The organism is Micromonospora sp. NBC_01699 (assembly GCF_036250065.1).
In the GTDB taxonomy this organism is placed as follows: Bacteria; Actinomycetota; Actinomycetes; order Mycobacteriales; family Micromonosporaceae; genus Micromonospora_G.
Genome location: NZ_CP109199.1, coordinates 2,024,611 through 2,046,524, shown reverse-complemented (window position 1 = coordinate 2,046,524; position 21,914 = coordinate 2,024,611). Strand labels below are relative to the sequence as shown.

20 protein-coding genes and 1 pseudogene are annotated in these 21,914 nt (G+C 71.4%); 6 read left to right on the top strand and 15 right to left on the bottom strand.

Annotation, left to right across the window (positions count from 1 at the left end):
- Positions 1-75: 75 nt before the first annotated feature.
- From OG792_RS09225 to OG792_RS09180, 10 genes are all read right to left on the bottom strand, one after another.
- Positions 76-1,668, bottom strand: coding sequence for a right-handed parallel beta-helix repeat-containing protein (locus OG792_RS09225; protein ID WP_442932393.1), 1,593 nt, complete (start codon positions 1,666-1,668; stop codon positions 76-78).
- An 85-nt stretch (positions 1,669-1,753) separates the two neighbouring features.
- The gene (gene wecB / locus OG792_RS09220; RefSeq protein WP_329108803.1) at positions 1,754-2,920 is read right to left on the bottom strand and encodes a non-hydrolyzing UDP-N-acetylglucosamine 2-epimerase; all 1,167 of its coding nucleotides are present in this window, start codon (positions 2,918-2,920) and stop codon (positions 1,754-1,756) included.
- Positions 2,921-2,928: 8 nt separating this feature from the next.
- A complete protein-coding gene (locus tag OG792_RS09215) occupies positions 2,929-3,699 on the bottom strand; it encodes a choice-of-anchor P family protein (RefSeq protein WP_329108802.1) in 771 nt (256 codons plus the stop codon).
- Positions 3,605-5,215, bottom strand: coding sequence for a glycosyltransferase family 2 protein (locus OG792_RS09210; RefSeq protein ID WP_329108801.1), 1,611 nt, complete (start codon positions 5,213-5,215; stop codon positions 3,605-3,607). The genes OG792_RS09215 and OG792_RS09210 overlap by 95 nt, the downstream gene beginning before the upstream one ends.
- On the bottom strand, positions 5,205-5,801 hold the full coding sequence (locus tag OG792_RS09205) for a hypothetical protein (RefSeq protein ID WP_329108800.1): 597 nt from the start codon (positions 5,799-5,801) through the stop codon (positions 5,205-5,207). Before OG792_RS09205 ends, OG792_RS09210 begins: the two co-directional genes overlap by 11 nt.
- Positions 5,798-5,944, bottom strand: coding sequence for a peptidase (locus OG792_RS09200; RefSeq protein ID WP_329108799.1), 147 nt, complete (start codon positions 5,942-5,944; stop codon positions 5,798-5,800). The genes OG792_RS09205 and OG792_RS09200 overlap by 4 nt, the downstream gene beginning before the upstream one ends.
- Before the next feature lie 217 nt (positions 5,945-6,161).
- Positions 6,162-6,809 carry a response regulator transcription factor gene (locus OG792_RS09195; protein WP_329111173.1) on the bottom strand — a complete coding sequence of 216 codons (648 nt, stop codon included), beginning with the start codon at positions 6,807-6,809 and terminating at the stop codon, positions 6,162-6,164.
- Positions 6,810-6,822: 13 nt separating this feature from the next.
- Positions 6,823-8,886 (bottom strand): ATP-binding protein, encoded by a 2,064-nt coding sequence (locus OG792_RS09190; RefSeq protein ID WP_329108798.1) that lies wholly within the window; start codon positions 8,884-8,886, stop codon positions 6,823-6,825.
- Positions 8,887-8,914: 28 nt separating this feature from the next.
- A complete protein-coding gene (locus tag OG792_RS09185; protein ID WP_329108797.1) occupies positions 8,915-9,376 on the bottom strand; it encodes a hypothetical protein in 462 nt (153 codons plus the stop codon).
- A 218-nt stretch (positions 9,377-9,594) separates the two neighbouring features.
- Positions 9,595-10,971, bottom strand: coding sequence for a serine hydrolase (locus OG792_RS09180; RefSeq protein WP_329108796.1), 1,377 nt, complete (start codon positions 10,969-10,971; stop codon positions 9,595-9,597).
- Between the two features lie 528 nt (positions 10,972-11,499).
- Here OG792_RS09180 and OG792_RS09175 point away from each other — a divergent pair.
- Positions 11,500-12,042, top strand: coding sequence for an AAA family ATPase (locus OG792_RS09175; RefSeq protein WP_329108795.1), 543 nt, complete (start codon positions 11,500-11,502; stop codon positions 12,040-12,042).
- A 74-nt stretch (positions 12,043-12,116) separates the two neighbouring features.
- Here OG792_RS09175 and OG792_RS09170 read toward each other — a convergent pair whose 3' ends face one another.
- From OG792_RS09170 to OG792_RS09160, 3 genes are read right to left on the bottom strand one after another with little or no spacing between them, the layout of a single operon-like run.
- Positions 12,117-13,421 carry an RNA polymerase sigma factor gene (locus OG792_RS09170; RefSeq protein WP_329108794.1) on the bottom strand — a complete coding sequence of 435 codons (1,305 nt, stop codon included), beginning with the start codon at positions 13,419-13,421 and terminating at the stop codon, positions 12,117-12,119.
- Positions 13,422-13,447: 26 nt separating this feature from the next.
- Entirely contained in the window at positions 13,448-13,819 is a 372-nt protein-coding gene (locus tag OG792_RS09165) for a YciI family protein (protein ID WP_329108793.1), read from the bottom strand.
- Between the two features lie 46 nt (positions 13,820-13,865).
- The gene (locus OG792_RS09160; RefSeq protein WP_329108792.1) at positions 13,866-14,669 is read right to left on the bottom strand and encodes a DUF998 domain-containing protein; all 804 of its coding nucleotides are present in this window, start codon (positions 14,667-14,669) and stop codon (positions 13,866-13,868) included.
- Between the two features lie 742 nt (positions 14,670-15,411).
- On the opposite strand from OG792_RS09160, the gene OG792_RS09155 reads away from it, so the two are divergent.
- Both OG792_RS09155 and OG792_RS09150 read left to right on the top strand, forming a co-directional pair.
- A complete protein-coding gene (locus OG792_RS09155; protein WP_329108791.1) occupies positions 15,412-16,599 on the top strand; it encodes a SagB/ThcOx family dehydrogenase in 1,188 nt (395 codons plus the stop codon).
- A 43-nt stretch (positions 16,600-16,642) separates the two neighbouring features.
- The gene (locus tag OG792_RS09150; RefSeq protein ID WP_329108790.1) at positions 16,643-17,974 is read left to right on the top strand and encodes an MFS transporter; all 1,332 of its coding nucleotides are present in this window, start codon (positions 16,643-16,645) and stop codon (positions 17,972-17,974) included.
- On the opposite strand, the gene OG792_RS09145 is transcribed toward OG792_RS09150, so the two are convergent.
- Positions 17,951-18,616 carry a helix-turn-helix domain-containing protein gene (locus OG792_RS09145; RefSeq protein ID WP_329108789.1) on the bottom strand — a complete coding sequence of 222 codons (666 nt, stop codon included), beginning with the start codon at positions 18,614-18,616 and terminating at the stop codon, positions 17,951-17,953. The genes OG792_RS09150 and OG792_RS09145 overlap by 24 nt on opposite strands.
- Here OG792_RS09145 and OG792_RS09140 point away from each other — a divergent pair.
- The 3 genes and pseudogenes from OG792_RS09140 to OG792_RS09130 form a co-directional block, all read left to right on the top strand.
- Positions 18,615-19,586, top strand: a pseudogene (locus tag OG792_RS09140) (NAD(P)/FAD-dependent oxidoreductase); the annotation flags it as partial. The gene OG792_RS09145 and the pseudogene OG792_RS09140 overlap by 2 nt on opposite strands.
- Before the next feature lie 81 nt (positions 19,587-19,667).
- Positions 19,668-20,291, top strand: coding sequence for a class I SAM-dependent methyltransferase (locus tag OG792_RS09135; RefSeq protein WP_329111172.1), 624 nt, complete (start codon positions 19,668-19,670; stop codon positions 20,289-20,291).
- A gap of 175 nt (positions 20,292-20,466) precedes the next feature.
- Entirely contained in the window at positions 20,467-21,600 is a 1,134-nt protein-coding gene (locus OG792_RS09130) for a hypothetical protein (protein ID WP_329108788.1), read from the top strand.
- A gap of 21 nt (positions 21,601-21,621) precedes the next feature.
- Here the strand turns inward: OG792_RS09130 and OG792_RS09125 are convergent, their stop codons facing one another.
- Positions 21,622-21,885: a hypothetical protein gene (locus OG792_RS09125; protein ID WP_329108787.1), complete on the bottom strand. Its 264-nt coding sequence runs from the start codon at positions 21,883-21,885 to the stop codon at positions 21,622-21,624.
- Between the last annotated feature and the right edge of the window lie 29 nt (positions 21,886-21,914).

Genomic DNA, 21,914 nt, shown 5'->3' with positions numbered 1-21,914 from the left:
ATCCGTACCCGGATAGCCACTCATTCTCTGTTCGAGGCGACCGCGGTGGGGCGGCGGGCGGGGAGTGGGAGTGGGTTAGGTGGGGTGGGGGGTGTCCAGGCGGGTGGGGGCGATGGCGTTGTTGACGAAGTCGTTGTCCTGGAAATTGGACGAGCCGTGGGTGCCGTCTGCGGTGATCCAGAGGGCGTGGGTCTGTGACCTGTGCTGCTGGGCGTTCCAGACACGGTTGTGGCGCAGGGTCAGGTCGGTGGTGGCGACGGCGAGGGTGATCCCGGGACGGACCGGTGGCGCCTCGGGCAGCCGGTAGGTGGCGCCGGCTGGTGGCGTACCCCCGGCCCAGGCCGTGGTGGCACCAGGCCGGACCGGCGCGAGCAACATCTCGGTGGCGGTGTTGGCCGCGACCACCGCGGTCCAGTTACCCACCGTGACCATTTTGCCCCGGTGCCCGTCCGGCAGCCAGTCTGCGCCACTGTCACACACGGCGGTAGGGGTGTAGCTGACCCGCTCCCCCGAGCCGCTGGCGGCACCGGCCTGCCGCCGGCCGTTGTCCCGGATGCGGTTGTTGACGACGGCGCCGTCGATCAGGCCCGCCTCGATCCGTACGCCGTCCAGGCCGTTCTCCCAGATCTCGTTGCCGTCGAGCACCACCTCGTGGGCCGGGATCGAGTCCCTGGCCAGGTTGTGTTCGCGGTAGCCGTAGCGGCCGTTGCGGCTGATCCGGTTGCCGCGCACGATGTAGCGGCCGGGGGTGTTGCCGATGCTCAGGCCGTCGAGGATGTTGGCGTCGATGATGCAGTCGGCGACGATCCCGCCCCGGCCGGCGACCCCGCAGGTGCCCTGGGCCGAGACGTCGAAACCGGCCTCGTGGTTACCGATCATGGTGCAGCCGTTGACGACCAGGCCGTCCGCGCCCCAGTCGGAGATGCCGAACCGGTTGTCCTCGGTGTGGCAGGCGGTGATCCGGATACCGCGCGGCGGCGACCAGTTCGGCTGTTGCAGTTCGAGGAAGATCCCGTTGGTGCCGTTGCCGACGGCGGTGCAGGTGCTGACGGTCAGCCGTTCGCTCGTGCCCCAGCCGCCGATGCCGATGCCGATGCCGGCGCCACCCATCTGCTGCCCGGTGTCGAGCCGGCCGCAGCGCGCGGCGACCACCCCCTCCACCACCGTGTCCTGGAGGAAGTCGCAGCCGAGGCCGGTCGCGGCGGTGTCGTGGATGAACAGGTCACGAAACCGGCCACGCATGACGTACTGGAGGCCGAGGCCCTTGGCGAGGTAGTCGTAGCGGGCCAGTTTGACGCCGGAGCCGTCGATCTCGAACCTGGCGAACGTGCAGTCGGCGATGTGGTTCTCCCGGCTCGCCCCGTGCTGCACGACGGTGAAGTAGGCCAGCGGAACCGGCTCGACCCGGTTGCCCTCGTTGCTGAGGACAAACGTGGTCGCACCCATCCCGTCCCCAACCAACGAGACCCCGCTGCGCCACAGGGTGCCGGCATCCCGGATCGAGTAGACGCCCGGCGGGCAGTGGATGACCCGAGCCCGCCCATCATCCGCGTACGCCTCCCCAAGCCGGTCAACCAAGGCCTGCAACGCCGGCTGATCATTGGCAACCCCATCGCCAACCAACCCATAGTCGCGAGCGTTGTAAACCGATCCCTCAGACAGCACCACCCACCCCCTCCCTCCCCCGCAACCAAACCGAACGCACTCATGTAGAGAAAGAGTGGTTATTCCGCGCTGGACAGGCACTCTTTCTCTACACGAGTGCCCCGCGAAGCACGGGGGTGTGGTGGGTGGGGGTGGGGAGTGGGGGGAGGGTTAGGAGGGCGGCGATGGCGGAGACGGCGCGGGTGCTGGCTTGGCCGTCGCCGAACGGGGAGCAGTGGTCGGCGGTGGGGGGTGTGGTCAGTTGTCGGGTCGCGGCGGCGACGATGCGTTCCGGGTCGGTGCCGACCAGGGTGCCGAAGCCGGAGTCGAGGATCTCGGGACGTTCGGTGGTGTCCCGGGTGACCAGGACGGGTACGCCCAGGGTGCCGGCCTCCTCCTGGAGGCCGCCGGAGTCGGTGATCACCAGGTCGGCGACGCTGAGCAGCCCGATCATCTCCGGGTACGTCAGCGGTGGCGTCAGCCGGATGCCGGGCGTACGGCCGAGTTGCGCGGTGATCTCCGCGCCGAGCGTCGGGTTCGGATGGGTGACCATGACCAGCTGCACGTCCGGGAAGCGGCGGGCGAGGAAGCGCAGCCCGGCGCAGACGCCGAACACCCCGCCACCCCAGTTCTCCCGCCGGTGCAGGGTGGCCACGACCAGCCGCCGGGTCGGGTCGAGCCAGTCCGGCGGCTGGGCGAGCCGGTGGTCGAGCAGGTGGTGCAGCGCGTCGACCACGGTGTTGCCGGTGACGACTATCCGGTCGTCCGGGATGCCCTCGTCGAGCAGGTGCCGGCGCGCGATCGCGGTCGGCGCCAGGTGGAGGGCGGCGAGCCGGGCCAGCATGGCCCGGTTCGCCTCCTCCGGAAAGGGCCGGTCCAGGTCGTGCGTACGCAGACCGGCCTCCAAGTGCACCACCGGAATGCGGTGCCAGAAGGCGACCAGTCCACCGACCAGCGCGGTCAGGGTGTCGCCCTGGACCACGACGGCGGCGGGACGGTGCTCCGCGAGCACCGCGTCGGTCGCCGTGATCAGCGCGGCAGCGAGTTCGGCCAGAGACCCCGCCTGTCGTACGGGTTCCAGTGTCACCCCGGCGGTGAGTCCGAAGGGTGCCAGCGCCTCCCCGACCCGGTCGGGATGTTGCCCGGTGTCCACCACGGTTGTCGTGAAGCGGGTGTCGAGCCGCAACTGGCGTACCAGTGGGGCGGTCTTCACCCCCTCCGGTCGGGTGCCGATCAGGATCATGACCTCGGGCGAGGCCGAACCGCTACCGCGCATGTCGATCTTCAGCCTTCCAGTGCCTGACGGCGACGACGGTGGATCAGGATTCCGCCGGTCGCGGCGACCGCGATCACGCCGAGTGCCACCGGCGCACCGGCCAGCGGGATGGCGGGAATGGGCGGCGCCACCGCGTTCGCCCCGCAGGTCACGTCACCGACCTGGACCGAGGCGAGCGCGCCGCCGAGGGCGGTGATGTCGAGCGCGCTGACTTCGAGCTGTCCCGGCGCGTTGCTGGACTGGGAGTTCAGCAGGATGTCCAGCACACCCGGAATGCTCAGGCCGGTGTTCGGCGCCGGGTTGACGGGCAGGTTCAGCAGGGTCGTCTCGATACCGAGGATGGTCGAGGTGATCCGGGCGTTGACCAGGCTCGCCGTACCGGTCGCCGATGGGCTGCTGGTCGCGTTGCAGCTCGCGTAGAGGGCGTCGGCCCGCAGGTTGATCGTGGCGAGGCCGTTGGCACCGAGGACGAGGTCCACCTCGGCGCCGTTGTTGACAATGCAGTTGCCGGTCGGGCCGATGGAGATCGACCCTCCGCTGCCGAGCACCCCCGCACACGCCGCCGACGTACCGTCGTTGAAGGCCCGGACGTACTGGTTGAGCACCCCGGCGGTGATCACGGTCTGTCCGCCGAGTACGGCCAACGGCGGGTTCTGGTTGCCGCTGATCGACTCGGTGGTGCCGTCATTGCTCGCGCTGGCGCTGCCGGAGCTGGCGATGCCGCCCCCGACGAGGCTGATCTGCAACGCGGCCCCGGACGACTGGGACGTGTCCGCCATCGCCGGTGTGGCCGCCAGCAGGGCCAGGGCGATCCCCCCGGCCGCTGCCACTGTGCAGCGGGTGAATCTGGAACGAGTTCTGCGCATCTGCGGACTGCTTTCTACTGGTTGCGGTACGGGTTCTGGGGCGGTTGCTCCTGCGGCGGGGTTGCCGGTGCCGGGTGAGCACCCGGACCGGGTCGTCGGACCGGGCGGTCTTCTGCCATTCGGTCCGGAAGGTGATCAGCCGGACGAAGGCCAGCCAGACGGCCACCGACTGGACGTAGCTGTAGAGCCAGTGGGCCAGGCCCAGCCCGAGGGCGGTGGTCAGTCGCAGGCCCGGCTCGCAGCGGGACCGATACGCCAGCCCCCAGACCGTGAACGGGGCGATGCCGAAGACCAGGACCAGCGGGACCACACCCCAGCCGCCCCCGCTCCACCAGCCCTGCACCCCGTTGGCCGCCTGGGCGACGTAGTAGCCGAGCACGCTCAGGCAGCCCAGGTAGACGATGGTCCCGAAGAGCTGGGTCCAGGGTGCGGCGAGGAAGTAGACGATCTCCAGCGCGCCGGCGTTCTTGATCCGGCGCGACCGCAGCACCGCCGGGGCGTACCGGACGCACTGCATCGAGCCCTGCGCCCAGCGGGTGCGCTGGCGGATCAGCGGGCGGATCCCGGTGAGCGCCTCCTGGGCCACCCAGGTCTCCGGGCAGTATTCGGTGCGGCCACCGTTGAGCAGCACGTGCAGCCCGAGTTCGAAGTCCTCCAGCAGGGCACCGTGCCAGGGCGTGCCGTGCCGTACGGCGATCCGGTCGAGCATCGACATCCGGGTGAACTGGCCGTTGCCGCCCATCCCAACGCTGCCGGTACGCCGCCGCAACTCCTGCATCGCGGCGATCGGGCCCCGGAACTCCATGTCCTGGAGGCGTACCAGCAGCCGGGCTCGTCGCCCGAGCGACCGCTGGTTGTCCCAGCTTGGTGCGCACTGGAGCATGCGTACCTCGATCTGTACGGCGGCCACGTCGTCGGTGCCGAAGTAGCGGGCTCCGGTGAGGGCGGACAGGCAGCGGGCGTGCAGTTGGCTGTCCGCGTCCAGCACCCCGACGATGACCCGGCTGCGGTCGGCGTACGCCGGTAGGTCCCGGTCGATGGCCCGCCAGGCGGCGTTGAGCGCGGCGCCCTTGCCCTGTCGCGCGTCCGGGGCGACCCGCCGGATCAGGCGCAGCCGCGGGTCGGTGCCGAGGCCGGTGACGACCTCGGCGACCAGCTCGGCGGTGCCGTCGTCGGAGTTGTCGTCGACGCACCAGATGGTGGCGCGCGGGAAGTCCCGCAGCAGCCGACGGATCGTTCCGTCGATCACCGCGGCCTCGTTCAGGCAGGGTACGACGATGTGCCAGTCGTAGTCGCGGTGGTCGCCGCCGGAGAGCCGGGGTACCCGCAGGTAGAGCACCAGGATGCTGATCACGTACGCGCAGAAGGTGACGCAGAGCAGGAAGGCGGCGGTGTTCAGCAGCTCGAACGGGCTGACGTCAAGCGGCACGGATCGCCCCCCGTCGGCGCCGCCCGCCCGTGAACCCGCCCCGGCGTCGTCGGCCGGCGGGTCCGCCCCGCCGTCGACCCCCGGTGAGTACGACCACGAACAGGACACCGATCACGATCAGGCCGCCGGTGGTGATGGCCGAACCGATCAGTACGTGGCTGCGCTCGTACCCGGTCTGGAATCCCCAGATCCGCATCGAGCCGACCACCGCCGCCAGCCGGACCTGGTTCACCAGGACCAGCAGGACGATCGCGAGCGCGCTGGACACCGTCGCCCGCAGCAGGCTGACCCGGCGGATGCCGAGGAAGAAGGCGGCCATCACCAGCGGCGGTACGAGCAGCAGGGCGACCGAGCAGCCGGCGGTGACGCCGAAGCCGACCAGCCGGTGGTCCAGCGGGAACACCACCGCCGAGCCGATCGAGCGGGCGTCGGCGAGCCCGGACGCGGCGACGAGTTGGGCGTTCAGCCATGCCTCGACGCTGGCGACGTCGTGCCACCGCCAGAGCATGAGTACCGACACGGCTGTCCCGGCGAGGATGCCGGTGCCGGTGCGCAGCCAGGTGCCGAGGGTGATCCGGCCGGTCACGACCGGCGCTTGAGGGTGGTGGTGAGCACCAGTGCCACACCGAGCAGGACCAGACCGAGGCCGGCGATCAGCCAGGAGTTGACCGCTGCCCCGGTGGCGGCGAGTCCGCCGCCGATCGTGTGACCCCTACCGTGTCCGTACATGTGAAACACCCCTTGCCGGTTGGGCCGCGACGGCGGCCGGATCGTGACGCCGATGTCACGCTAACCAGGCAAAGGGACGTATGCCGCATAAATCGTGAAACGCTGATAACGGGCTTTTGTGAGCATGTATCACATCCGGCCGGGGCCCTCGCCGGTCCGGCCCGGTCGCATCCGGCCCGGGCCTCGCCGGTCCGGCCGGTGAGCCTCTGACCAGGGATTATGCGGTGATTCCGAGATCGCGGGCGAGCAGGGCGGCCTGAACCCGGTCGGCGACGCCCAGCTTGCCGAGCACCGCCGAGACCTGGTTACGGATCGTCTTCTCGCTCAGCCCGAACCGGCGGGCGATCCGGGCGTTGCCCTCACCGGCGGCCAGGTAGCGCAGGATGTCCCGCTCCCTCGGGGTGAGCTGGTCGAACGGCGCCGGCAGCTCGACCGGCTGGCGGCGCAGCGTGGTCAGCACCTGCGGACCGATCCGGGGACCGAGCACCAGACCACCCCCGGCCACCGTGCGCAGCGCGTGCAGGATGGTGTCCGGATCGGTGTCCTTCAGCACGTAACCACGGGCGCCCGCCCGCAACGCCCGGTTCACCACGTCCTCGTCGTCGGCCATGGTGAGCATCAGCACGTGCACCTCGGGTCGACTATGGACGATCCGGGCGGTGGCGTCCACTCCGTCGCCGTCCGGCAGCGCCACGTCCATCGCGACCACGCCGATCCCCTCGGTCGCGGCGGCGACCACCGCCTCGGCACACGAGGCCGCCTCCACCACGCCGTCGACCCAGGGCTCTCCCTCAAGCATCGTGCGCAACCCACGACGCACCACCGGATGGTCGTCCACGATCAGTACGCGTACCCGCTCGGACATCACTCTCGCCGCCTCACTCGCCCAGCGACCGGACGACCGGTTCCGCCCCGGCGGCATCGCCGCCGGGGCGGGGCCGCACCACCTCGTCGGAACCGACCTGCTGTACGGCAACCGTACCGGCCTCGGTGGGTGCGGATTCGGGGCAGGGCAACCGGATCAGGACCCGGGTGCCGTGCGGCGACACCTCGGTGATCTCGCAGTCCCCACCCAGTTCGGCGGCGCGTTCGCGCATCGACTCCACCCCAACCCCGCCCGGCCGGGGACCGGCGAACCCGATGCCGTCGTCCACCACCTCGACCACCAGTTGGCGGTCCCGGCGTACGGACACCTCGCACCTGCTCGCCCCGGCGTGCCGGGCCACGTTCGTCAGCGCCTCCGACACCACCCGGTACGCCGCCACCTCCACCGCCGCGGGCAGCCCGCGCAGGTCCTGCTCGACGCCGAGCCAGACCGCCAACTGTGGACCGTCGAAGCGCTCGCACTCCACCCGCAGTGCCGACTCCAGCCCCCGGTCCAGCGCCGCCGGACGCAACTGGTCGACCAGTTGCCGCACCTCGCCGGTGCAGATCCGCAGGTCCTCGGCGAGTCCGTCGAGCACCCGGCCGAGCCGCTCCTGGTCGCCGGCCAGCTTCCGGGCCGCGCGTACCTGCATCGACATGCCGGCAAAGGTCGGGCCGAGCCCGTCGTGCAGGTCCCGGCGCAGCCGCCGACGCTCCTCCTCGCGGGCCATCACCAACCGTTCCCGCGACTCGCGCAGGTCGCGGATCAGCCGGGCGGTCGCGGTGGCGACCGAGGCGTGCAGCGCCACGTCGCTGAGCAGCCGCCGTTCGACCGGGGTGAACCGGCTCCCCGACCGGCGGTGGGCCACGATCAGCCGCCCGACCCGCTCGCCGTGGGTGAACATGTCGAACATCTCGACCGAGGTGGTGGCCCGGCCGTGTTCCGCGTGCAGCCTCGGCCCGTCGCCACCGTCGACCTCGACCGCCACGTACGGCACCTGCAACGAACGCGCGATGGTGCCGGTCAGCAACGGCAGCACCGCCTCCGGCCGCACGGTCCGCTCCAGCAGGTCGCCGAGCCGGGCCAGCACCGCGTACGGGTCGTCCCGGTCGCCGTAGAGCAGCCGGTTCACCCCGCGCTGCACCCGGTGCCGCAACGGTTCGAAGGTCGCCGCGATCAGCCCGGTCGCGACCAGCGAGGCGTTGGAGGTGTCACCGCGCAGCAGGATGTCCCGCAGCAGCGCGACGGTGGCCACGAAACCCGCGATCACCAGCAGGCTCATCACCAGCCACACCAGCGTACGGTTGATCACCTGCTCCAGGCCGTAGAGGCGGTAGCGCAGCACGGCGAGCGTCATCGCGGCCGGGATGGCGATCACCATCAGCACCCAGGCGCCGGCCAGGTTGATCCCGTCGAGCACCAGCCCGAGCAGGAACAGCACCCCGGCGGCGAGCAGGCAGGCGAGTTGCTGGCGTACCTCGCCGACCGACCGGCGCCACCGCTGCACGAGCGACACCAGCACCGCCACCATCGCGAACAGGGCCACGGCGATCGACAGCAGGGCGATCCGTACCAGCAGCCGGGCCCGCTCGGTCGCCGCCGGTTCGGCGGAGAGGAGCAGGTTGCGGGGGTCGTCGAGGGCGGCGACGGCCAGCGCGCCGGCGGTGACCACGGTGGACGCCACGATCACCGCCGCGACCGCCCGCCAGCGCGGGCCGGGCAGCCTCCCGTCCGGGAAGAACAGCAGGGATAGGAAGATCAGGCCGTACGGCGGCCACCACAGCCACTGGACCAACCAGGCCAGTGGCAACCAGGACAGCCAGCTCAGCGCCAGCACCGCGACGGCGGCGGTGAGGCCGGCCGCGAGCATCAGCCGCCCGACCCGGTGACCGGGTACGCCGGCCAGCACCAGCCCGCCCAACCCGGTGAACGACGCGGCGATCACCGCGGTCATCGCGGTCGGGCCGCCCGGAGCCGGCCGGTACCACTGCCCCACCAGCACGAGTACGGCGACCACCAGCGCCGCGGCGGCGAGCACGCGACGACGGTTGATCATGGACGCTGCGGTCGACATCATGGCGGGCCTCCCGGTGCGCCGACGGTGGTCAGTGCGCCCAACCGGCGGCGTGCATGGCGTTGTGCAGGAAATTGCCGCTGTTGCCGTGCATGTGCCACGGCAGCGCGTGAATCGCCTCCTGCAACGTGCCACCGGAGCGGGGCACGTCGGCGAGCAGCTTCTCGGCGGTCGTGCGGAACCGGTCGGTGAGTTCGGGGTGGTCCTTGAGGTACCGCTCCAGGTGATCGAAGACCGCCTCCAGCCGCCGGCAGAGCTCGTCCGGGTCGGCCGGCTCGGCGCTGGGTTGCAGGTCCGCCATCCGCCAGTCCGTCCCGAAGAACGGGGCCAGGCGCTGGCCGTCGGTGTGGAAGAACTCCACCGCGCCGCCGAACCGGTCGCCCTGCTCGGGCTCGGCCAGCACCGCCGCGATGTCGCCGTAGAGGTGGGCGAAGGTGTTGTCGGCGGCGATCAGCAGGATCCGCCGGTCGGTGTCGGCGGTGACGTCGGTCATCATGCCTCCTCGGTTCGATGGTCTCGGGTGGACCGACGATCACCGGTACGGCTCGCGAGCGGTCCGCCGGAGCGTAGGTGACCCGGTGTCCACCCGGGATCGTCGGTGAGGTCCGAGCATCCTTACCGAACGCCCGGAACCCCATCGTCGCGCGGCCGATGTCCCGCCGACCCGGGCGATCGGCCCGACCGGCGGGACAAACGCCCGGGAGTCGACCGCTACTTCTCGGTGGTCGGGGCGGGGCCGAGGCCGGTTACGGCGGTGGGGACGAGGTAGTCGTACACGGCTCGGGCCAGTTGGCGTACGGTCTCGGCGCCGGTGGCCTCCGGGCCGGAGGTGACGAAGGCGACCGCGACCTCCGAGTGCGGGATCAGCAGGTAGCCGACGTCGTGCGAGGCGTCCGGCAGCTCGCCGGTCTTGTGCGCCACCGGTACGCCCGGCGGCAACGCGGCCGGGATCTTCGTGTTGATCGTCTGCTCCAGCATGAACGAGATCATCAGCGCTCGGGACACCGGCGAGAGGAGGTTGCCGTCCCAGACCGCGCCGAGCAGGGACACCACGTCGTCGGCGGTGAGGTAGTTCTCCTCGCCCCGCGCGGCGGCGGCGGTGTCGAGCATCTTCCGGTTCAGCGCGGTCTGCTTCAGCAGCATCGTGTCGATCAGCGCATTCACCCGGACGAACCCGTTGAGCTGGTTGATCAGTACGTTCGTCGCCGTGTTGTCGCTGTAGATGATCATGTATCGGGCGAGCCGGTACAACGTCACCACCTGCGGGAACGTCTCGTGCTGCAACTCACCGGTGCCACCGACCACATCCTGCGGCCGGACCAGCACCCCGTCGGACAACGACTGCCAGCCGCAGTCGACCTCACGCAGCAATTCGGCGAGGACCCACAGCTTGATGACGCTCGCCGCCTTGGGGCGGAACGTCCCGTTCACCTCGACCTGCTGGTCGCCGTACCGGCCGGACAGGTCGCGGACGGCGACACCGGTCGGGTTGGGCGAGGCGGCGACGATCTCCCGCAACCGCTCGGTCAGCGGTAACAGCTTCGCACCCCGCTCCCGGTCGACCGGCGGCTGCGGATTGGTCACCACCTCACCGGTCAACACCACGGGCTCCAGGTCGGGGCGGTGGATCTCGACCGCCCCGTGCGTACGCCCGCGCATCGGCACCCGGTAGACGTACGTGGTGCTGCCGACCGTCACCCGCCCGGTGGCGACCCCGTCGGTCACCACCATGTCCCGGTCCAGTACCCGACCGGAGTCGCCGTCGCAGCCCCGGTACCGGACGATGCGTTCGGCCGCGTCGACCGCGAAGATGGCGTTCTCGGTGGCGAGCCAGGCCAACTCGACCCTCGGCAGCGCCGGGTCGACATGCTGGGCCGGCGCCGGGTCGACATCCTGGGCCGGCGCCGGGTCACGACCGTCGACGGGCCCGGTGTCGGGGCGGCCGGCGTGCGCGGGTGCCGGCATCCCGACGAGCACCATCATGGTGGTCACCGCGAGCACGGCCAGCCGACCGCAGAGCAGGCCGACGAGCATCACGATGGGGGTACGTCGTCGGTTCCGGCCGGTCCGCGTTCGGTTCTGGTTCACCCGCGCAACGTAGCCAGCGGTAAGGGCCGGCCGAGGCGGCTCGGCGGGGACGTCACCCGACCGTGCGTACGCCCCCGGCGGGTCGCGGTCGCGACCCGCACAAACCGCCCACCCCGGTCCGTGAGGTCCGCCGTCGCCGATGCCGCACGACCGCCGATAGCCCCCGAATCCCTGCTGGGTCAACGGTTTCACCCTGCTCGGCATCGGCAGCCGAACCCGGCGGGGATCGGCGGCGGAACCCGGCGGGATCGGCGACGGGTGGCGACGGGATCGGCGACGGGAGGCGGCGAGGGTCACCGTCGGAGTCCGGCGGCAAGCAATTCGGGGCAGTCCGAATGGTGTCGACCACGATGGCCGCGGCCCGACCCCGGCGGTGAGACTCGACGGACCACCAACGGCTGGAGCTACCCGGACCGGATCACCGCGAACGGCTCGGGAAACTCGCACCGGGCCTGGTCACCGGTGGCGCCGGTCCGATCGACAGGCGTGGTCCGTGGGGCGTGCGACCCCGCTACCGGAGGAGGCTGGATGCCCGACCCGACCCCCGGCGTCATCGTCGTCACCGGGGTGATGGCCGCCGGCATGTCGACCGTGGCGCACCGCCTGGCGGTACGGCTCCCCCGCGCGGCCCACGTCCGTGGCGACGTGTTCCGGCGGATGGTGGTCTCCAACCCCGGGGAACCGACGCCGGATCGGACCACCGAGGCGACCGCGCGGCTCTGGTTGCGCTACCGGCTCACCACCACCGTCGCCGACACGTACGCCGAGGCGGGCTTTGCCCCGGTGGTGCAGGACGTCGTCCTCGGTCCCGAACTGGCCGAGTACGTCGACCTGCTGGCCACCCGCCCCCGACATCTCGTCGTCCTCGCGCCGAGGCCGGAGGTGGTGCACGCCTGCGAGAGCGCCGGGGGCGGACGCGGCCACGGCGACCGGGCCGTCGAGATGCTGGACCAGGCCCTGCGTCGGGACACGCCACGGCTCGGCCTGTGGCTGGACAACTCCGACCAGACACCGGACGAGACCGTCGAGGAGATCCTGGCCAAGCTCTCCGACGCCCGCCTCCCCGACTAACCGCCCGCCGGCCCCGACCAGCCCGCCGGCCCGAGTAGCCGCCCGCCGGCCCGAGTAGCCGCCCGCCTGCTCGACTAGCCGGGCGGTACCGGTGGTCGGCGCAGGTCGTCCGCGCGGCGGTGGAACAGGGTCCGCTCTCCGGCGTTACGGGTGAGTTCGGCGGCCCGGACGAACTGCGCCCGCGCCTCGTCCGCCCGTCCGAGCCGGGCCAGCAGTTCCCCGCGTACGGCCGGGAGCTGTGGGTAGTCGCGCAGGGCCCGTACGTCGGCCAGGGCGTCGGCGAGCGCGAGTCCGCGTACGGGGTCGTCGGCCAGGCCGACCGCGACGGCCCGGTTCAGCAGGATCACCGGGGACGGCTGGAGGTGGGCGAGCACCTCGTAGAGGGCCGCGATCCGGGGCCAGTCGGTCTGCTCCGCGCGGGCGGCACGGGCATGGCAGGCGGCGATCGCGGCCTGCAAGGTGTAGAGGCCACCGCCGAGGGTCTCGGCGCGGTCGAGGGCGGCCAGCCCACGGCGGATCAGCAGCCGGTCCCAGCGGCCCCGGTCCTGGTCGGGCAGGAGCACCGGCTGACCGTCCGGGTCGGTCCGGGCACCGAGCCGGGAGGCTTGCAGCTCCATCAGGGCGGCCAGGCCGTGCACCTCGGGTTCGTCGGGCAGCAGACCGGCCAGCGTACGACCGAGCCGCAGCGCCTCGCGGCACAGCTCGGGCCGGGACCAGTCCGGGCCGCCGGTCGCGGCGTACCCCTCGTTGAAGATCAGGTAGATGATCTCCAGCACCGAGGCGAGCCGGTCGACCAGTTCCGCCGGGGTGGGCAGTTCGAACCGGACCGAAGCGGCGGCGAGCGCGCGTTTGGCCCGGACGATGCGCTGGGCCACGGTCGCCTCCGGAACAAGGAAGGCCCGCGCGATCTCGCCCGTGGTCAGGCCGCCCACCATCCGCAGGGTCAGCGCCACCCGCGCCGGCACCGGCAGGACCGGATGCGCGGCGGTGAAGATCAGCCGGAGCAGGTCGTCGCCGATGTGGTCGTCCAGGGCGTCGTCGAGGTCCGCCTCGGCGTACTCCTGTCGGATCTCGACGTCGCGGCCGAGCAGGCGCAGCTTGGTCGCGTACCGCTGCCGGCGGCGCAGCAGGTCGACCGCGCGATGTCGCGCGGCCGCCAGCAGCCACGACCCGGGATCATCGGGTACGCCGCTCGCCGGCCACCGCACCAGCGCGGCGACCAGGGTGTCCTGGGCGATCTCCTCGGCCAGCCCGACGTCGCGGACCAGCCGGGCGATCCGGGCGATCAACCGGGCGGACTCGATCCGCCAGACCGCCTCCACCGCGCGTCGGGCGGCCCGTCCGGGATCGTCGTCCGGTGCTGGATCGGTGGCCGTCACGACCACCGATCCAACCACCGGACGGGTCACGCCGGGGGCGCGAAGTCCTCGGGTCCGTACACCTTCAGGATGTCGGCGTCGCCCTCCCAGCCCGGCCAGAGGTCCCGGTGCGCCCGCATGAACCTGGACGTCCACTCGACCACCTCCTCCCTTGCCCGCACCTCGTAGAGCGCGTAGCTGATGACCTCCTTCGCCTCGGCGAACGGGCCGTCGGTCACGGTCAGGTCCCCGCCGGTGACGGTGACCCGGGCGCCGGCCGCGCTCGGGGCCAGGCCGCCGGTGTCGAGCAGGCTGCCGGAGTTGGTCGCCTCGTCGCCGAGCTTGGCGATCGCGGCCATCAACTCGGGTGGTACGGGCGTGCCCGGTTGCTTGGCCCGCAACAGTGCCAGGTATCGCATGGTCGAACTCCTCGTCGTCGTACGGGTCTGTGGTTGTCGGTCCGGGTCAGCGGGAGCTGCCGGGACGGGACGCCGCCATCGGCGCCTGACGGGACGCCGACACCGGTGCCCGGTGGTACGCCGACATCAACGAGAGCCAGGCCCAGGCCAGCACGATCGACGCGGTGAACGACAGCGTCGCCCAGGCACTGCCGGCACCGGTGGCCACGGCGACGAAGCCGGCGAGGAACACGGCCCCGGTCAGGCGCGAGAATATCGCCCACCCCGGCCGGCCGTCGGCGGCGAACCGGCGGGCCAGCACGAGACACGCCGCGACCAGGGCGACGAAGCCGACACCGCCCAGGCCGAAGTGGAGCAACCCGTGCCAACTGGTGCCGGTCCCCTGCTCGGGTGTGCCCGGTGGGAAGCCCTGCGCCGGGTCGGCCCGGAAGATCCCGCCGCCGACCAGACCCAGCCCGTAGACACCGAGCAGCCGGGGTGCCCAGGTGCTCGCCCGGCCGGGATCGAGCGTACGCCGCAGCCCGACCGCCCCGGCGACGACCAGCAGGCCGGTCACGATCAGGTTGGTGGCCTGGATCCATCCCGCCCCGCCGTTGGCGAGCAGGCTCCAGGCGTGCCGGGTCGGGTCGAAGCCGTCCCGGGTCAGCATCTGGGCCACCGACACCAGGACGTACACCGGGCCGGCGGCGACCCCGGCGGCCAGCAACGTGCCGGTCGGCCCACGCCCAGCGGCGGCCGCCCCACCCGGCGATGCGGTGGCCGGTTCGCCCGGCGATGCGGTGGCCGGCGGTGTGGTGGCCGGTTCGCGGACCGGTGGGTCGGCCGCGGCGGTCGGGTTCGACTGGGACATCGTCGGGCACCCCTTCGGGTTCGTGGGCCGCTGTGCCGGCCCCTCACCCGGTAACTCGAACGGGACGACCCACTTTCGACACCGCCAACAGATTTTTTTCCGGCGATCCTCCGGTCCTTCGCGCGGGCCGCACCCGATCGGGCGGGGGCGGCTACTCGGGGATGCCGTTGAGCATCTCACCGTCGCCGCCGTCGAACAACAACTTCTCCGAGTACGAGCGAAGTTCTCTTCAATCTGGCCATGTCGCCACGATTTCAACTGACATGTGGTGACCAAAGTGGACACACAGTGTCGTTCCCAGCGAAGTTGGGACGATGAATTCCAGCCGAATTGAGCGACCGGTCAGCTCCGCAGATCCGTTGACGAACAGACTCCGAGGTCACGGCGGGGGTGCCCGTGCGCTTTTCAAGCAGAGCAATATTGAAGTTGCGGTCACGGAACGTAAACGTCAAGGATGTTCACAACCGATGACGAGGAGGTGACGAACATGAAGAAGGTTTCCGTGAAGGTCCGCAAGACGGTTGTGGCGGAGAAGAAGATGCTGGTGTGCAAGGCCACCTGATCCAACTCGTCTCGCCGGTCGCATCCGGTGGACAAGATCGGATCGTCCGGGCATCCCGTCCTACGGACTGCTCACCCTTTCCGCTAGATCGGGATTCACCTGGACTCCGCCAGAGAAGGGGGACGGCTAGCACCGTCCCCCTTCTCTGGCGTTCTGGTGTTCCGGAAAGAGGAGATGGCAATGGAACTGAGGCGGGCGCGTTCCCTGGTGGCGTACTGGGTAAACGGCGAGATGGTGCTCGACGACTACCTGGACCGAACGTCGGAGAACGGCGAGAAGAACGGCGTCGCGGTCGACGGGACCGCCCTGGACATCCTCAGCCAGTTTGACGACTGGACGGATCCGGAGCAGGTCAGCGCCCGCTTCGACGGCTACGACCCGGCCTCGGTGCTGGAAGCGGTCACCGACCTGACCGAGGCCGGACTGCTTCGCACCCGGCAGGAGGCCGAGGAGGAGGACCGGGTCCTCGATCGGTGGGAGCCGTGGGGTCAGTCCGCCCGGTTCTTCCACTTTGACACCAAGGATACGGCGTACATCAGCACCGAGGGCGCGAGCGCCGACCCCGAGATCGCCGCCAACCGCGCCGCGGTGTTCGGCGCGATCAGGGCCAGCGGACCCGCTCCGGAGATGTTCAGCCGCAACGCCGACGCGGAACGGATCATGCTCACCCGGTCGTTCCTGCCGTTGGACCGGGACTTCGGCGACGTACTCATGTCGCGGCGTACGCACCGCTATTTCACCGAGGACGCCGTACCGCTGCGCAGCTTCTCCACGGTGCTGCACCATACGTTCGCGCCGATGCACTTCTTCGACGCCGGTGTGCTCGGCATGCTGATGCTGCGGACCAGTCCGTCCGGCGGCGCCCGGCACGAGAGCGAATGTTACGTCGCGGTCCGCAATGTCGAGTCGATACCGCCGGGCCTCTACCGTTACTCGCCGTCGGACCATAGCCTGGAGGTCGTCTCGTACGACTTCGACACGGTGCAACTCGGACGCATCAGCTTCGACCAGAAAATGATTACGACCGCTGGCTTTGTTTGTTTCCTGACCATTAACCTGCAACGGGCCATGTTCAAGTACCGCAGTGCCCGGATGCTCCGTACGGTCCTGCTCGACACCGGCCATCTCGCCCAGACATTTGCACTCTGCGTGACGGCGGTGGGTCTCGGACCATGCCAGACCGACGCCTTCCGCGACTCCGAGCTGGAGGCTGCCCTCGGGATCGACGGCGCCGACGAGACCGCCGTCTACGTCCTGGCGGCAGGTGTGCCGGCCCGACGCACGGACGGGCTTCCGGTCGCTGACGCCCCGGACGAGGTCGGTCGCCGTACCCTGTCGGAACCTGTCCCACCGACACCAGCCGCATAGGCACCGGCGTCCGCGGTGCCCTACCTCCCGCCAGGAGAGCACCGTGACCAGCCAGGCCGCCGGCACCCCGGTCCAGCACCCCCTGCCTGACGACGCGGCGCTACGCCGCATCCAACGTCGCGTCGTCGGGTCGATGCTGCTGGTACAGGCGGTTTTCGCCCTGGTCTTCGCGATGACCGGGCCGATCGTCTCGCTGATCGCCGAGGACATGACCGGGTCGACCCGGGAGGCCGGCTTCGCACAGGCCCTGATCCTCTGCGGTGGGGTGCTGTTCAGCCTGCCGCTGGCCGCGCTGTCGACGAAACGGGGCCGCCGCGCCGGGATCTCCACCGGCTACCTGACCGGTGCGGGCGGCGCCGCGCTGGTGGTGGTCAGCGCGTCGGTGGCGAGCTATCCGCTGCTGCTCGTCGGCGCGGTCGGTGTCGGCGCGGCGCTCTCGGCCGGATTCCAGGCCCGGTTCGCCGTGACCGACCTCGCCGACAACGACCGGATCGGCCGGTCGATGGGCATCCTGTCGTGGAGTTCGATCGCCGGGTCCGTGGTCGGCCCGCCGCTGGCCGGTGGGGTCGAACAGCTCGGTGCCGGACGGCTCGCGGAGTTCACCGCGCCGTTCGCGGCGGTGGCCGTGGGCCTCGCCGTGGCCGGTCTGCTGGTACTGGTGACGCTGCGCCCCGATCCGTTGCTGCTGGCCCGCTCGATGGGCCGCGAGCAGGTACGCGAGCGCCCGAACACCCGGGTTGCGCTGACGGCGAGCCTGCGCAGTCCGCTGATCCGGCAGGGCATCGCCGTGGTGGTGACCGTCCACACCGCCATGATCGCGCTGATGAACATGGCGCCGATCCACCTGAGCCACGGCGCCGCCACACTCACCTCCATCGGCCTCGTGATCGGCGTCCACACCGCATCGATGTACCTGCCCGGTCCCCTGGTGGGCTACCTGTCCGACCGGATCGGACCGTACCCGCTGCTGGTGACGAGTCTCGGCGTGATGGCCATGGCCGCGGTGGTGCTCGCCATGTCGCCCGAGGGCCACACCGTCCTGGTCGGCCTCGGGCTGGCGCTGCTCGGCGCCGGCTGGTCCGCCGGATACCTTGCCGGCTCCGTACTGGTCACCTCCGCCGCCCAGGGGCAGCTCCGGACGATGGCGCAGGGTGCCGCCGACTTCCTCGTCCAACTCGCCGCCGCGCTGGGTGCCCTGCTCGCCGGGGTGATCGCCGCCGCCCTGGGTTACGACGGCCTGGCGATCGCCTGGTTCGTGGTGATCGTCGCGCTGCTGATCCGGATCGTGACGCGACGTCCGGCGGTGCCGCCCGCCGAGACGGCGGATGGCACGGCTCCGGCGAAGGAGCCGTCAGGGCATGGTTCTCGCGCGTAGGTGCGCGCGTTCACCCTGGCGGCCGAAGAGGCTGAGCACCTCGACGGGTGTCGGGTCGGCGCTGGCGAACCAGTGCGGCACGCGGGTGTCGAACTCGGCCGCCTCGCCCGAGGTGAGCACGAGGTCCCGGTCGCCGAGGACCAGTCGGAGACGACCGCTGAGGACATAGATCCACTCGTAGCCCTCGTGCGTCTTGGGTTCCGGCACCGTCGTGGGCCGCTCGGCCGGAATGAGCATCTTGTACGCCTGAAGGCCGCCGGCCCGGCGGGTCAGCGGCACCATGGTCATGCCGTTGAAGGTGACCGGGCGCAGGTGCACCCGGGGGTCACCGGTCGGCGGGGCCCCGACGAGCTCGTCGATCGGCACCCCGTACGAGCGGGCCAGGGGCAGGAGTAGTTCCAGGGTGGGCCGGCGCTGACCGGACTCCAGCCGGGACAGGGTGGAAACCGAGATGCCGGTCGACTCGGACAGGCCGGCCAGCGTGATCTCCCGTTGCCGGCGCAGCGTACGCAGTCGGGGTCCGACCGCGCTGAGCACGCTCTCCAGGTTGTCGTCGTCCACCGGCCAATATTGCCACAACGGCAAGAATGTTTGCCGAACTGTCACGGGCCGCCGCAGAGTGGCCGCGGAGGTGGTCACCATGAACCAAGAACCAACGGAACGCTCGACCCGGACATACGACGTCGCGGTGATCGGTGGCGGTGCCGCCGGGCTGAGCGCGGCGGTGGTGCTGGGCCGGGCCCGCCGCTCGGTGATCGTGATCGACGCGGGATCGCCCCGCAACGCCCCCGCCGCCGGGGTGCACGGATTCCTGGCCCACGACAACATCAGCCCGGTCGAACTGCTCGAAACCGGACGCAAGGAGGTCGCCCACTACGGCGGGATCCTGCTGCCCGGCGAGGCCACCGACGCCCGCGCGACCACCGACGGGTTCGCGGTCACCCTCGCCGACGGCCGGCTGGTCACCGCGCGGCGGCTGCTGGTGACGACCGGCCTGGTCGACGAGCTGCCCGACGTACCGGGTCTACGGCAGCGCTGGGGGCGGGACGTGCTGCACTGCCCGTACTGCCACGGGTGGGAGGTGCGGGACCGGGCGATCGGCATCCTCGGCACCGGGCCGATGGCCGTACACCAGGCGTTGCTGTTCCGGCAGTGGACGCCGGACCTGGTCCTGTTCACCCACACCGCGCCGGACCTGACCGGGGAGCAGGCCGAGCAGCTCGCCGCCCGCGACATCCGGGTGGTTCCCGGCCTCGTGGACTCCCTCGACGGGGTCGACGACCAGCTCACCGGCGTACGCCTGGCCGACGGAACCGTCGTCGCCCGGCAGGCGCTGGTGGTCGCACCCCGGTTCGTGGCCACCGCACGGGTGCTGACCACCCTGGGTCTGCACCCCACCCCGGATCCGCGCGGCATCGGCGAATCCGTCAGCGCCGACGCCACCGGAGCGACCGAGCTGCCGGGAGTCTGGGTGGCCGGCAACGTCACTGACGTCGGCGCGCAGGTGGTGACATCGGCCGCCGGTGGGGTCACCGCCGCGGCGGCCATCAACGCCGACCTGATCAGGGAGGAGACCGAGCTGGCGGTCAGGGCGTACCGGCAGACCCGGTCGGCACACCCCCACGGCCACGGCCACGGCCGCGGAAGCGGCCACGGAAGCGGAAGCGGGGTCCACCCGAACGGTACGGACACCGTGCTGTTCACCCGCGAGTTCTGGGACGAGCGGTACCGTTCCGCCGACCGGATCTGGAGCGGCAACCCGAACCCGCACCTCGTCACCACCGCCACCGACCTGGAGCCGGCGAGCGCGTTGGACGTCGGCAGCGGCGAGGGGGCCGACGCGATCTGGCTGGCCGACCGGGGCTGGCGGGTCACCGGTGTCGACATCTCCGGGGTGGCGCTGACCCGCGCCGCCGAGCGGGCCGCCGAGGCCGGTCCCGAGATCGCCGAGCGGATCACCTGGCAGCGGGCCGACCTGCTGTCCTGGGCGCCCGAACCGGCGCGGTACGACCTGGTCCAGGCCCAGTTCGTGCACCTGCCCCCGGCGGAACTCGAACCGCTGCACCGCCGGCTGGCAGCGGCCGTACGTCCCGGCGGGACCCTGCTCGTCGTCGGTCACCACCCGTCGGACCTGGACACCTCGATCGGCCGTCCCAACCTGCCCGACCTCATGTTCACCGCCGAACACATCGCGGCGGTGCTCGACCCGGCGGACTGGGACATCGTCACCACGGCACCCGAGCGCCCGGCCGTCGACCCCGAGGGGCGGACGATCACCATCCGGGACGCCGTCCTGCGGGCGCACCGCCGACGCTGACCGGACGGTCCGGGAACGGCCTCGGTCGGGCCAGGCGGTTCAGGCGACGGCGTCGGTGAGTCCGGACGGGTCGGAGTGCGTTCGCCGGCCCGGACGGACCCCGACCGGAAGGCGGGGCGGAGCCGGCCGCCTCCCGGTCGAACGCGACGGTGGCGACGGGTGCCAGACTTGCGCGATGTTGCGCGTCGGGATCCTCGTCACGGTACTGATCGGGATCACGGCCACGGCCCCGCTCGCCGGAATCACGACTGCGCCGGCGCGGGCCGCGGCACCGGCGCCGACACCGGTGGTGGCGGCCGCGACGAAGGGCACCGAGGTCTGTGTCATCGCCGACGGGCGTCTGGTCGAGATCTCCGGCATGGTCGCGACCGAGGACGGGTACGTCGTCGTCAACGACGGTTCCGACCTGGAGAACCGCCGCCGGGTCTTCTTCCTCGACCGGTCCTGCCGGGTGACCAGGACCCTGTCCTACCCGAGCCGCCCCCGCGACACCGAGGACGTGGCGATCGCCCGCGACGGCACCATCTGGATCGCCGACATCGGCGACAACGACCGCGTACGTACGAACATCGCACTCTGGAAGCTGGCCAGTGGTGCGAAGTCGCCGGTGCTGCACCGGCTCTCCTACCCGGACGGTGCGCACGACGCCGAGGCGCTGCTGCTCGCCGGCGACGGCACGCCGATCGTCGTGACCAAGGACCCGGGAACACCCCGGCTGTACGTTCCGGACGGGCCGCTGCGGGCCGGTGTGACCGTGCCGATGCGCAGGGTCGGGGAGGTGGACCTGCCCCGTACCGGCACCGACAACCCGTGGTCGGCCTTTGGCCGGCTGATGGTGACCGGGGGCGCCAACGCGCCGGACGGCAGCCGGGTGGTGCTGCGTACGTACGCCGACGCTATCGAGTTCGACGTCACCGACGGCGACGTGGTGGGGGCACTCACCCGGGGCGTACCCCGGATCACGCCGCTGCCCGGTGAACCGCAGGGCGAGTCAATCACGTACAGCCGCGACGGCCGGTCGCTGCTGACCGTCTCCGAAACCGCCGACCAGGCACCCGGCACCCGACCGGCGATCCTGAGCTACCGCCCGGCGGCCGGGTCCGTACCCCCTCCGGCGACCACCCCGAGCGCCGCGACGGCGGCACCGGACGCCTCCGCAAGCACCGCCCCGCCGAGCCCCCGAGCGGCGGAACGAGCCTCGGACGGCCCGGACGGCGCGTTCGTCGCCCGCCTGCTCGGCGGACTCGGCCTGGCCATGCTCGCCCTCGCGGTCGTCGGCGTGCTCGGAGTGCTCGCCTTCCGCCGCTGACCGGGAAGCCCGCGCTTCGGCTCAGTACGCGCCGCCGCCGGAGTCACTCGTCGGTGCCTCGCTGAACGCCTGGGATTCGATCCCGCCCTGTCCCTTGCCACGGAGGCTGCCATGGGTGCGCTGGCGACGGTCCCGCGCGCTCTGGCGAATCGCTCGACGCGCCGCCCGCATCGCCTGGTCCGGCCCACCGCCGCTGTTGCGGCGACGCAGCAGGATCACGACCGACCCGGTGGCCACGCTCAGGACCACCAGCAGGGCCAGGACGATTACGGTACGGCTAGCCATCGCACCAGCATATGGACGGCGGACAAGGG

Excerpts from the sequence above, each read along its gene's own strand:
- wecB (WP_329108803.1), bottom strand. The coding sequence starts at position 2,920 with ATGCGCGGTAGCGGTTCGGCCTCGCCCGAGGTCATGATCCTGATCGGC.
- OG792_RS09215 (WP_329108802.1), bottom strand. The coding sequence starts at position 3,699 with ATGGCGGACACGTCCCAGTCGTCCGGGGCCGCGTTGCAGATCAGCCTC.
- OG792_RS09200 (WP_329108799.1), bottom strand. The coding sequence starts at position 5,944 with ATGTACGGACACGGTAGGGGTCACACGATCGGCGGCGGACTCGCCGCC.
- OG792_RS09195 (WP_329111173.1), bottom strand. The coding sequence starts at position 6,809 with ATGTCCGAGCGGGTACGCGTACTGATCGTGGACGACCATCCGGTGGTG.
- OG792_RS09190 (WP_329108798.1), bottom strand. The coding sequence starts at position 8,886 with ATGATGTCGACCGCAGCGTCCATGATCAACCGTCGTCGCGTGCTCGCC.
- OG792_RS09185 (WP_329108797.1), bottom strand. The coding sequence starts at position 9,376 with ATGACCGACGTCACCGCCGACACCGACCGGCGGATCCTGCTGATCGCC.
- OG792_RS09175 (WP_329108795.1), top strand. The coding sequence starts at position 11,500 with ATGCCCGACCCGACCCCCGGCGTCATCGTCGTCACCGGGGTGATGGCC.
- OG792_RS09165 (WP_329108793.1), bottom strand. The coding sequence starts at position 13,819 with ATGCGATACCTGGCACTGTTGCGGGCCAAGCAACCGGGCACGCCCGTA.
- OG792_RS09160 (WP_329108792.1), bottom strand. The coding sequence starts at position 14,669 with ATGTCCCAGTCGAACCCGACCGCCGCGGCCGACCCACCGGTCCGCGAA.
- OG792_RS09155 (WP_329108791.1), top strand. The coding sequence starts at position 15,412 with ATGGAACTGAGGCGGGCGCGTTCCCTGGTGGCGTACTGGGTAAACGGC.
- OG792_RS09145 (WP_329108789.1), bottom strand. The coding sequence starts at position 18,616 with ATGGTGACCACCTCCGCGGCCACTCTGCGGCGGCCCGTGACAGTTCGG.
- OG792_RS09130 (WP_329108788.1), top strand. The coding sequence starts at position 20,467 with ATGTTGCGCGTCGGGATCCTCGTCACGGTACTGATCGGGATCACGGCC.
- OG792_RS09125 (WP_329108787.1), bottom strand. The coding sequence starts at position 21,885 with ATGGCTAGCCGTACCGTAATCGTCCTGGCCCTGCTGGTGGTCCTGAGC.